At 66.8% G+C, this 9,298-nt stretch carries 11 protein-coding genes; 7 read left to right on the forward strand and 4 right to left on the reverse strand.

Features of this window, described 5'->3' with window-relative positions; translation table 11 throughout:
- Positions 1 to 80: 80 nt before the first annotated feature.
- Positions 81 to 578 (reverse strand): hypothetical protein, encoded by a 498-nt coding sequence (locus ACH34W_RS49070; protein WP_395968153.1) that lies wholly within the window; start codon positions 576 to 578, stop codon positions 81 to 83.
- A 560-nt stretch (positions 579 to 1,138) separates the two neighbouring features.
- Between ACH34W_RS49070 and ACH34W_RS49075 the strand changes: the two genes are divergently transcribed.
- Both ACH34W_RS49075 and ACH34W_RS49080 read left to right on the forward strand, forming a co-directional pair.
- Positions 1,139 to 1,732, forward strand: a complete 594-nt coding sequence (locus tag ACH34W_RS49075) for an RNA polymerase sigma factor (protein ID WP_395968155.1) — start codon at positions 1,139 to 1,141, stop codon at positions 1,730 to 1,732.
- Positions 1,725 to 2,696, forward strand: coding sequence for a CU044_5270 family protein (locus tag ACH34W_RS49080; RefSeq protein ID WP_395968156.1), 972 nt, complete (start codon positions 1,725 to 1,727; stop codon positions 2,694 to 2,696). The genes ACH34W_RS49075 and ACH34W_RS49080 overlap by 8 nt, the downstream gene beginning before the upstream one ends.
- A gap of 441 nt (positions 2,697 to 3,137) precedes the next feature.
- Here ACH34W_RS49080 and ACH34W_RS49085 read toward each other — a convergent pair whose 3' ends face one another.
- Positions 3,138 to 3,500: a hypothetical protein gene (locus ACH34W_RS49085; protein WP_395968157.1), complete on the reverse strand. Its 363-nt coding sequence runs from the start codon at positions 3,498 to 3,500 to the stop codon at positions 3,138 to 3,140.
- On the reverse strand, positions 3,490 to 3,792 hold the full coding sequence (locus ACH34W_RS49090) for a hypothetical protein (protein ID WP_395968158.1): 303 nt from the start codon (positions 3,790 to 3,792) through the stop codon (positions 3,490 to 3,492). Before ACH34W_RS49090 ends, ACH34W_RS49085 begins: the two co-directional genes overlap by 11 nt.
- Before the next feature lie 153 nt (positions 3,793 to 3,945).
- Between ACH34W_RS49090 and ACH34W_RS49095 the strand changes: the two genes are divergently transcribed.
- From ACH34W_RS49095 to ACH34W_RS49105, 3 genes are all read left to right on the forward strand, one after another.
- Positions 3,946 to 5,175, forward strand: coding sequence for a helix-turn-helix domain-containing protein (locus ACH34W_RS49095; protein ID WP_395968159.1), 1,230 nt, complete (start codon positions 3,946 to 3,948; stop codon positions 5,173 to 5,175).
- A gap of 209 nt (positions 5,176 to 5,384) precedes the next feature.
- A complete protein-coding gene (locus tag ACH34W_RS49100) occupies positions 5,385 to 5,990 on the forward strand; it encodes a hypothetical protein (RefSeq protein ID WP_395968160.1) in 606 nt (201 codons plus the stop codon).
- 132 nt (positions 5,991 to 6,122) lie between these two features.
- The gene (locus ACH34W_RS49105; RefSeq protein ID WP_395968161.1) at positions 6,123 to 6,413 is read left to right on the forward strand and encodes a hypothetical protein; all 291 of its coding nucleotides are present in this window, start codon (positions 6,123 to 6,125) and stop codon (positions 6,411 to 6,413) included.
- 553 nt (positions 6,414 to 6,966) lie between these two features.
- Here ACH34W_RS49105 and ACH34W_RS49110 read toward each other — a convergent pair.
- Positions 6,967 to 7,773 carry a GntR family transcriptional regulator gene (locus ACH34W_RS49110; protein WP_395968171.1) on the reverse strand — a complete coding sequence of 269 codons (807 nt, stop codon included), beginning with the start codon at positions 7,771 to 7,773 and terminating at the stop codon, positions 6,967 to 6,969.
- A 28-nt stretch (positions 7,774 to 7,801) separates the two neighbouring features.
- On the opposite strand from ACH34W_RS49110, the gene ACH34W_RS49115 reads away from it, so the two are divergent.
- Positions 7,802 to 8,638, forward strand: a complete 837-nt coding sequence (locus tag ACH34W_RS49115; protein ID WP_395968162.1) for a tyrosine-type recombinase/integrase — start codon at positions 7,802 to 7,804, stop codon at positions 8,636 to 8,638.
- Positions 8,635 to 9,060 (forward strand): tyrosine-type recombinase/integrase, encoded by a 426-nt coding sequence (locus ACH34W_RS49120; protein WP_395968163.1) that lies wholly within the window; start codon positions 8,635 to 8,637, stop codon positions 9,058 to 9,060. Before ACH34W_RS49115 ends, ACH34W_RS49120 begins: the two co-directional genes overlap by 4 nt.
- Positions 9,061 to 9,298: the final 238 nt, after the last annotated feature.

The raw sequence follows: 9,298 nt of genomic DNA on the forward strand, positions 1-9,298 counted from the left end.
CCTAGGTTGCGCGCGGCGGGGCAGGTAGGGCCACCAACTCACGTGCGGGAGGCCCCACGCCGGCACCAATGGCCCACCGGTCAGAGGCTGGTGTCCTTCTCGGCTGGCCCAACGCGCACGTCCGATCGAGGGTCGATGGCGGCGCGTACACGCGGAGCCGCCGTTGAACCCGAGGCAACAGAGGCACCCTGGCTGAACGGCCCTCCCTCCTTGACATCGACCCCCCATGTCCTTCCGTCCACCTCGACCGTCTTCGGGAGTACTCTGTCGGTCGGAATCAGCGCCTCAGGCTGCTTGTTCGTCACCAGAACAACGACCACCGGCTCATCTGTCCGCGTCCCGGCCCGGCGCCTGAACCCAAGCCCGACGCCGTTGATGTTGGGGTCCCGCGTCATGTATCGATCGATTACCTGCTGGCTGGCACGCTTCAACGCCGCCACGGTCTCCGGAGTCATTTCACTCATGGCGGTGACCTCCAGACTCAGGCCGGGAGCGGCATCAGATGGTCGCTCACACGTGGACCTATCGTTGGTGTATCTCTCGAAGCCTGCCGTCTCAAGCCACTCAACCTTCACCACCTACCACGAGTGGAAAGATCTACTCGTGACGGCCGGATTCCGCGAGGCCCGCCTCCATGACACGGCCGCGACAGTTCGCTTGGTTCACGGATGGGGTGGGGGTCTGCTGCGGATCTCCGTCCGTACATGATCGCGTTCGTCCAAACCCCCAGCTACCCGCCCCGCTACTGCGAGGCGACGGTGGCCGATGAACACTCCTGAACGGGCCCGAACCCGGCCCTATCGAGACTAGAAGTGAGACTGGGGCGGGAACTTTCCAACCTGGCCGAGGCCGTCACGGCGGGACAGATCGGCCCCGCCGGCCCATTCCTCACCCGTCTCCTGGGGCAGCCCGGGCCAAGACCGCTACGGCATCACCGTGACGCCGCAGGGCCAAACGATCTGGCTTGATTCACCCGACCAACCTCTGAAGGCGAAACGGGGTACGGGGGATCGTTGCGTATGTCGAGATTCGGCCCGGTGGCTCTGACCTGGGGGGAAGTGGATGTGGGGGTGCGGTTAAAAGCCGGTGACCGACACCGACCCTGCGAAAGGTCCGCGATGACGAGGACGAAACCACGGTGACCGCCGAGGTGCATCAGTACAGCGACAGGGCGATCATCGAGAGAGCCCGCCAGGATCCAGAGGCGTTCGCCGCCCTGTACGACCGGCACGCCCCGGCGATCCACCGCTACCTCGCCCGGCGGCTCGGCCGTGATCTGGCCGACGATCTTACGGCCGAAACGTTCCTGCAGGCGTTCAGGCAGCGTGACCGCTACGACCCCGAACGTCTGAACGCCCTGCCCTGGCTGTACGGGATCGCCACCAACCTGATCGGCCTGCATCGACGCCGCGAGGTGCGGTTCTGGCGGGCCGTGGCCCGCACGGGAGCCGACCCTGCCGCGACCTCGGCCGACGAGGGAGTGGCGGACCGGGTGGCCGCCCAGGGAATCCGGCCGGACCTGGCGGACGCGCTGCGCCGCCTGGACCGCGGGCAGCGGGACGTCCTGCTGCTGACCGCGTCCCGCGACCTGTCCCCGGCCGAGATCGGCGAGGCCCTCGGCATCGCCACCGGCACCGTCCATTCCCGGCTCAGCCGCGCCCGCGCCAAGATGCGCAAGGCGCTCGGCGGAATCGACCCCCTTGCCATGGGAGAGGAACAGCTCAATGGGTGAACTCCACCGCGTGTACGACCAAGTGCCCCCGCCCAGCCCCGAGGTCCTGGCCGAGGGCCGGGCGCGGCTGATCACCCTCGCCCGCGACGGCGGGCGCCGCAGCCGGCGTCCCCAGCGGTACCGCGGCCTGCTGGCGGTCGGCCTGGCCGGTACGGTGGCGGCCGCCGGTGCGGTGGTGGTCGCGGCGCAGGGATCCGACGACGGTCCCCGCGAGATCCGGACGGTCAGTGCCCACGAGGTGCTCACCCGGGCCGCCGCCGTCGCCCGCCTGGAGCCCGAGCTTCGCCCACGCCCGGACCAGTACCTCTACATCCGCTCCGTCGTCGCGTGGGGCCCGGGCAAGGTCGCCCCGGACAAGCCCAAGGGACAGCAGACGCGGGAGCGTTGGGTGTCGGTCGACGGCTCCAAGCCGGGCCTTCGGCGCGCCCCCTGCCCCCGTCAGCGCGCCAAGGTCTGCGATACCCCGATCCCCATCGAGGACAAGAGCGCGCCGGTTCCTCGTCCGGGCAGTCATCTGTGGCTGGTGCGTGAGATGCCCGGGCTGCTCAAGCACTGGAAGCCGCAGCTCACCGCCCCCGCCCCCACCGGCACCCCCGCACCCGGCAGGCCGCTCGGAAGCTGGAACTGGTACGCGGCGGGCGACCTCATCGGGGACTACCTGCCCCCCCGACTGCGCGCCCAGATCTTCGAGTTCCTCGCCGACGTCCCACGCGTCAAGGTGGACCAGCACGCCACCGACGCCCTCGGCCGTCCCGGTATCGGCCTGTCCCAGGACTCCGACGGCGGCCGCCTGGAGCTGGTCTTCGACCGCTCCACCTACCGGTTCCTGGGCAGCCGCTACCTCGACCTGACGCCCCGTCCCGTCGGCGGCGACCCGACCGACGAGCCCGAGAGCGGCGCCGGCGAGGTGAAGACCACCGTTCTCCAGGTCAAGGCCGTCGACCGCCTCCCCACCCGACGCTGATCGGACACGACAGGCCCGGTATCACCCCCGATGCCGGGCCTGCCGACGTTCTGCAAGACCACCTGCCACTGCCTACCGACCAACGGCGCGGACACACCGAAGGCGGTGCAGTACACCTCCGCTCCAAGCATGCCGGGCAGGACTTCTCAAGTCTCGCGGGCCGGTCCCTTCATGCGATCCGCGCCGCGCCGAGCAAGCTGGGCGGGCGAGGCGGAGATGGGGCGGGCGGCGCGGGAGGTAGGGGCATGGACTCTCTTCCCCGAGGGTGCGTGTGTGAATGCTGCGAGGCGCCCGTACCGCCCTCAGCCGGGCGGTGGGCGCCGAGCAGTTGATCAAGCCTAGAAGTGGATCGGACATGGAAGTGCCCCCAGTGCGGGGAATTACTGGGGGCACCCGTCCGCGCGGAGGCGTCCACCCCACACCTGCAACGCGCGGACTGACCTACGGAAGCGTGGAGTACGGAGGGCCGCCCGTGGCTTCCTCTGGGCCCGCAAGCGCGAGCTCGTACACGCGTTCCTCCGCCGCTTGCTGTACCGCGTCGGCCGACGATTGCAGGTACCCGAGTTGCCACATGTGCTGACGGAACACGGGACGGGTGGCGGCAAGTGCGGTCGTCATCGCGACGTGGGTATCCACCTGAGGACCCCCCGCAAGCTTGTGCTCGACTTCGGCCCGCGTGGCGTCGGCTACCAGCTCCAGCGACGCTTTCCGCCAACCCTTGTCGGTGCCCGCTTCGACGAACGCGGAGAGGACCGTGGGGACACACGCGTAGGCGGTCGTGGTCTGCTCGTCGTCAGTGGGCACTGAAGAACTCCTCACAGACGTCATCCGCCGCCGTGTGAGGGCAAACGGCCTCGACAACCAACTCCCCGCCTGTCGCGTACCACCAGCAACCGTTGCAGTAGGCAACCTCAACGATCATCGACCAGTTGTCTTCGATGCGAACGACGCTGAGGACCGGGAAACCGTTCCGTTCCACGATCACGGCGGCTAGCCGCTTCTCAAGCGAAAGCTCGTATTGCAGATACCGGAGGTACCGCATCCGGTCGGCGTGGTCGGCTTCCATCCTGGCGAACCATTCGCGGTACGCGCTCATGACCGGTATCACCTCTCGGGGGCGGCATGTCTACGGGGCTTACTCTGTGTCGAGAGACACCTTTCTAAGGACAGCGTTCCTGCACGGTGCGACGATGGAAGGGGCCAAGCGGGGGGCCAGAGAGGGGCCAGCGGACGCAAGGGAGAGGCCAGGGTGACCAGCGAACGGCGCAAGCGATTCGGCGAGTACCTCGCCCGGTTGCGCCTCGCCACCCACAAGAGCCAACGGCAACTAGCGGAGACGCTGTGCCAGATGACGGGTACGGCATCTGTGACGCGCAATGAGATCAGCCGGTACGAGCGCGGGGGGCGCGTGCCGGACGATTGGCTTCCGGCGTTGTCCGTCGCGCTGGGGGTCTCGCTGGAGGAGTTGGAGCGGGCCGCCGCGTATGCGCGTGGGGAGACCCTCCCGGACGGCGCGCTGAGCTCCGTGGAGACGCTCGGCTATCTCCTGCCCGATCACGAGGAAAGCTTGGGGCCGCTCGTCAGCGAGCGGGGCCGTAGGGTCGGTCTGTCCGCTGCTGAGGGGCTCGCGTCACGGGCGCATGGGTTGCGTCTAGCGGACGACGTGGTAGCCAGCGGGGATCTTCTAGGCCCTGCGTTCCGCGAGTTGCGGGGAGCGGTTCGCCTGTACCGGGAGACGTCCCATTCGGAAGAGACCGGGCGTTCCCTGCTGACGGGCATCGGTGAACTCGCGCAGATCGCGGGATGGATCGCCAGCGACGCCGGACAGCACGCGGAAGCCGAACGGGCTTACCTGCTGGGAGTGTCCGCTGCGCGGGAAGCGGGAGACCTCTCGCTTGTGGGGAACCTCGCGGGCAGCCTCGCCTATCAGCACTCCAACACCGGCCGCGAAGACGAGGGTGTGAGCCTCGCGCGGGCCGCGCGAGACGAGGCCGGCACCGACGCACCCGGGAAGGCGCGAGCGCTCTACGCCGATCGTCTGGCGTGGGCTCACACCATGGCGGGAGACGCTCAGAGCGCCATGCGTGAGCTTGGGGAGGCTCACGAAGCACTCACGGACGGCGAGGGCCCGGTCTGGGCTTACTGGGTGTCGCCGGAGGAACTTCAGATCATGGACGCTCGGGTGTACACCGAGTTGCATAAGCCCATTCGCGCGGTCCCGCTGCTGCAAGAGGTGCTCGACCGGTACGACTCCGCGCGGACGCGTGAGCTTGCGTTGTACCTGTCGTGGCTCGTGGTTGCGCTGGCGGACGCGAACGAGCCGGAGGAGGCCGCGAGGGCCGCGCGTAGGATGCTCGACCTCACGGCGGACTTCCCCAGCGCCCGGACGGCCGAACGGTCCCGCGTCGTGCTCGCGAAGCTGGAGGACTTCCGGGACGTGCCGGAGGTGCGGGCAGTCCTGGACCAGCACGCGGCTTGACCCAAACGGACCTAGCCCCGATCACCGCGTGTGGTCGGGGCTTGTGCTGTGGGGAGTGTGCCCGAACGTGGCACACCCAGCTAGTGCGGTGACCACATATGTTCACCGGGTCTGGTGACATGCCGACCGGTGATCCGCCCCGCTCGGTCAACCCACTTGATCGTCTCGAAACGTCGGCGTGTGGCATGGCCGATGCCATACTCGCGCGCATGCAAGAGCACACAGACCTTGAGCGGTTGCGTGCTGCGTTCGCCGAACTGAGCGAACGGGGTTTCGGGGCCGATTTCGACCTCACCTGGCGCGCCTTCACCAAGCAGGACGCCGCCGCTGAGACGCCGCGCGGCCCGAAGGGCTTCCTCTACAGCTATGCACAGGCTTACGCCGATGCGTTCTTCGCCGAGGAAGGGTGGGGGGTGGCCGAGCAGCCAATGCCCGACTGGGTCAAGGACGAGATCGAGGCGATGAAGCCGCAACTGCTGGCAGCCGCCGGAATCGACCCCGACCACCATGCGGAGACCGTCGCCGGGGTGGAACGCGGTGACTATGACGCCGAGGACCTGCACGACGAGTACCGCGCCCTGTTGGACCAGTGGGAGAAGATCGACGACAACCACGCCCGCGCCTCTGCGGCCTTGCGGCAGGAACGCACCCATCGCTGGCACAGCCTCCTGCGTCCGCTGGCGATCGGGTGGCACAGCCCCGACCACTTCGACGAGATCATCGAAGTGCTGAGATCTCATGGACTGGACGTGACGCCACCTCCGAGCGAGAGGACGGTGATCTTCATCAATCCGCCCCGGAAAGCCAGTGGGTGACATACGTTCACCGGCTCCGGGAGTGTCGACGGAGGCAGACGACCCGGTGAAGGTTTGTGGACACCGCACTAGTGCCGTGGCAGCGAACGTTTGCCCGGTTCGGGGTTTGCGTCGCCCGCTTAGCATCATGTGGTGATCAATATGATGGTGAGGCGGGAATTGACCGGTGAGGTCGTGGCGAGGGCGGGGTGCGGGCTGCCGTGGGGAATCACCCTCGGCGACCTGGACCGAGCAGCGTTCCCCTTGCTCGGCGCGCTCGATCCGTATGGTGATGCGGTCTTCAATCACCGGCAGATCCCGGCGCTGCTTGGGGAGCTGGATCGGCTCCCCGCCGAGCGCGGCGGTGCGTGGGTCGTTGAAGTCCGGGCTCTGTGCGAAGTGGCCCGCAGGACGCACCACTATCTGCTGTTCATCGGTGACTGATCCCGCGTTCGCAGCTACGGCACTAGTCACTACGGCGATAGGTGATCGATCTCGCGTGCTGCCTCGTGTGGCTGGACTAGTGAGGTGTCCAGAACAATGTCTGCGTCTTGTAGGGGGTCGGTCTCGTCCCATGCCTTCAGGCGGGCTTCCGTGTCGCCGGTGCCACGGGCCGAGATGCGTTTCTCGGCGACGCTGCGCGGACACCACAGATAGACCGTCAGCCATCGGACCTCTGGCAGTGCGCTCGTTACCCGGTGAACAGCCTCTACCTGGCCGAGGTGCAGGACGGGTACGCCGTGGGCTAGATGCTCAGCCAAGCCCGGACGGTCAACTACGTAGGTGTAGCCGTAGCGCTGGTTCTCCCACACGATCTGATCGGCTTGCCGAAGCTTCTCTACCTAGGCTGCACTCGCGATCCGGTACCCGCCCGTTCGGCCAGTGCCTACCTTGATCCTTCGGAAGAGGGTGTACCTCGGGCTCAGGGCGTGCAGGGCCTCTGTGACAGTGTCCTTTCCCGAGGCCGGCGGACCGTAGAGGATGACTCCGGCTTGCGTCATGTCTCCGCCTGGCCGCTGAAGACCGCCTTGAGTAGATCCCGCGCCTGATCCTGCAAGGGGCTGCTGGATGCGCTGTTGTCGATCAGGACGTACGGCGCTGTAGGTCGAAAGTTGAGATCCACGGCTGCCAGGTAGCCGTCCCAGTCAGCGACTTTGGCCGCATCGCGGGCTGCGCCACGATGGCGGACGTAGGTGCGCATCGTCTCGGCGTCGCAGTACACCCACACCAGCGTGGTAATCGCGTTGATCGAGGTGAAGTAGGCCTGTGTCCGGTTCACCCACGCACCATCGTTGAACTCCCGGATGAACGGTGCGGTGACGATCGTGCTGGTCCCACACTCCACGTTCTCGTTCGCCGCTGCGACGAGCGCCTCATACTCACGCGGCCGAATCTGGTTGACGTAGGTCTCCGACTCTCTGTCGTGGGGTGACTTCCCGAGCAGTTCTAGGGCGGCCTCGACCACGGGACGCGTGAGCGTGTCCTTGTCGAGCATTGGCCATCCTGTTTCGCGGGCGAGGATGCGCCCCAGCTCGGTCTTGCCGCTGCCCGCATACCCCCCGATCAAGATCACGTGCGGTCTCTCCAGCCGGACCCGGTTGGTCTGAGCCTGGTCGGGCGCGTGAACCACGCGCTTGGACCGCGACTTGCTGACCACAAGACCCTCTTGGGCGAGCAGCTTCATCGCCTCGCTGATCGTGAAGACGCTGACACCCCACTGATCAGCGAGTTCACGTGTCGAGGGAAGTGTGTCGCCGTCGCGCAGAACCCCGGCCTCGATTCTGGCCTCCTGGCCGCTGCCCAGTCCAACTAATTAAGAGGGAACAGCCACCATGGGGCGCAACGCCAACGGGCGATCCAGCATCTACCAGGGCAAGGATGGTTACTGGCACGGCCGCGTGACGGTCGGCACCAAGGACGACGGCAAGCCCGACCGCCGTCACGTCATGGCCAAGACCAAGGCCGAGGTCACCGCGAAGGTCAAGAAGCTGGAGGAACTCCGGGACAAGGGGAGGATGCCCAAGGCCGGGCAGCGCTGGACCGTCGAGAAGTGGCTCCGGCACTGGATCGACAACATCGCGATCCCGCCGAGGATCTCGGAGAACGCCCACTCTGGGTACCGCGTGGACGTCGAGAAGCACCTCATCCCCGGCATCGGCGCTCACCGCCTGGACAAGCTCACGCCCGAACACTGCGAGGCGCTGTACGCCAAGATGCAGGAGGTGAGGGGGCTCTCGGCGGGTACGGCACACCACGTACACCGCACCCTTCGCAACGCCCTCAACGTCGCCGTCAGGCGTGGCCACCTTGGCGCCAACCCCGTTCTCCTTGCCACCGCACCGAGGTTGGATGAGGAGGAGTTCGAGCCGTACGAGATCGGCGAGATCAAGAAGCTACTCAAGGTCGCTGGGGAGCAGCCACGCAACGGTGTTCGCTGGGTCTTCGCGCTTGCCCTCGGGCTCCGCCAGGGCGAAGCCCTCGGCCTCAAGTGGGAAGACGTTGACCTCACCACCAGCATGATCCGTATCCGGCGTGGCCGCCTACGCCCCAATACCTCCATGGCTGTGAGGCCGAGTCCTGCGGTCGCCGTAAGGCGGGTTACTGCCCACAGCGCCGACAGGTTCGGGCGGAGACCGGACGGACCAAGTCAAAGGCTGGACGCCGCATGATCGGACTCCCCGCGCCGCTCCTGGAACTCCTCAAACGACACAAGGCCCAGCAGGAAGCCGAGCGTGATCAAGCACGCCAACTCTGGACGGACAAGGGGTACGTCTTCACCAAGCCGGACGGGGAGCCACTCAACCCCTTCACCGACTACCACGAGTGGAAAGATCTACTCGTGACGGCCGGACTCCGTGAGGCCCGTCTACACGATGCTCGCCACACGGCCGCGACGGTCCTTTTGATCCTCGGCGTCCCAACGCCTACGGCGATGGCCATCATGGGATGGTCGAGTGCCTCCATGGCCAAGCGGTACCAGCACATGAGCGACGTCATCCGGAGCGATGTCGCCGAGCGTGTTGCGGGTCTCCTCTGGGAGCCCGCCGAGGACCAGGACGACGACCCCGAGGGCAGCCAGGGCGCGGCCTAAGAACGGCAACTGAGACTAGAACTGAGACTAAAAGCGCTGAGGGCGAGACCAATTGGTCTCGCCCTCACAGCGTTTGGCCAGGTAAATGGCCGTTTGGGTGGCGGTGGTGGTGGTGTGTTCGCTCAGGACATAGGAATGGGGTGTCTCAAGACATCGGAATGAGCGGGCCGTCAGTCTCTGGCGATGTCGATGAGGCGTTTGGTGATCACTGCTGTGGTGGTGGAGGGCCGTTCCCAGG

Source organism: Actinomadura sp. 6N118 (genome assembly GCF_044326415.1).
Classification (GTDB): domain Bacteria; phylum Actinomycetota; class Actinomycetes; order Streptosporangiales; family Streptosporangiaceae; genus Spirillospora.

Coding starts and splice junctions, on each gene's coding strand:
- ACH34W_RS49120 (WP_395968163.1), top strand. CDS start 8,635: ATGATCGGACTCCCCGCGCCGCTCCTGGAACTCCTCAAACGACACAAG.
- ACH34W_RS49080 (WP_395968156.1), top strand. CDS start 1,725: ATGGGTGAACTCCACCGCGTGTACGACCAAGTGCCCCCGCCCAGCCCC.
- ACH34W_RS49100 (WP_395968160.1), top strand. CDS start 5,385: ATGCAAGAGCACACAGACCTTGAGCGGTTGCGTGCTGCGTTCGCCGAA.
- ACH34W_RS49115 (WP_395968162.1), top strand. CDS start 7,802: ATGGGGCGCAACGCCAACGGGCGATCCAGCATCTACCAGGGCAAGGAT.
- ACH34W_RS49090 (WP_395968158.1), bottom strand. CDS start 3,792: ATGAGCGCGTACCGCGAATGGTTCGCCAGGATGGAAGCCGACCACGCC.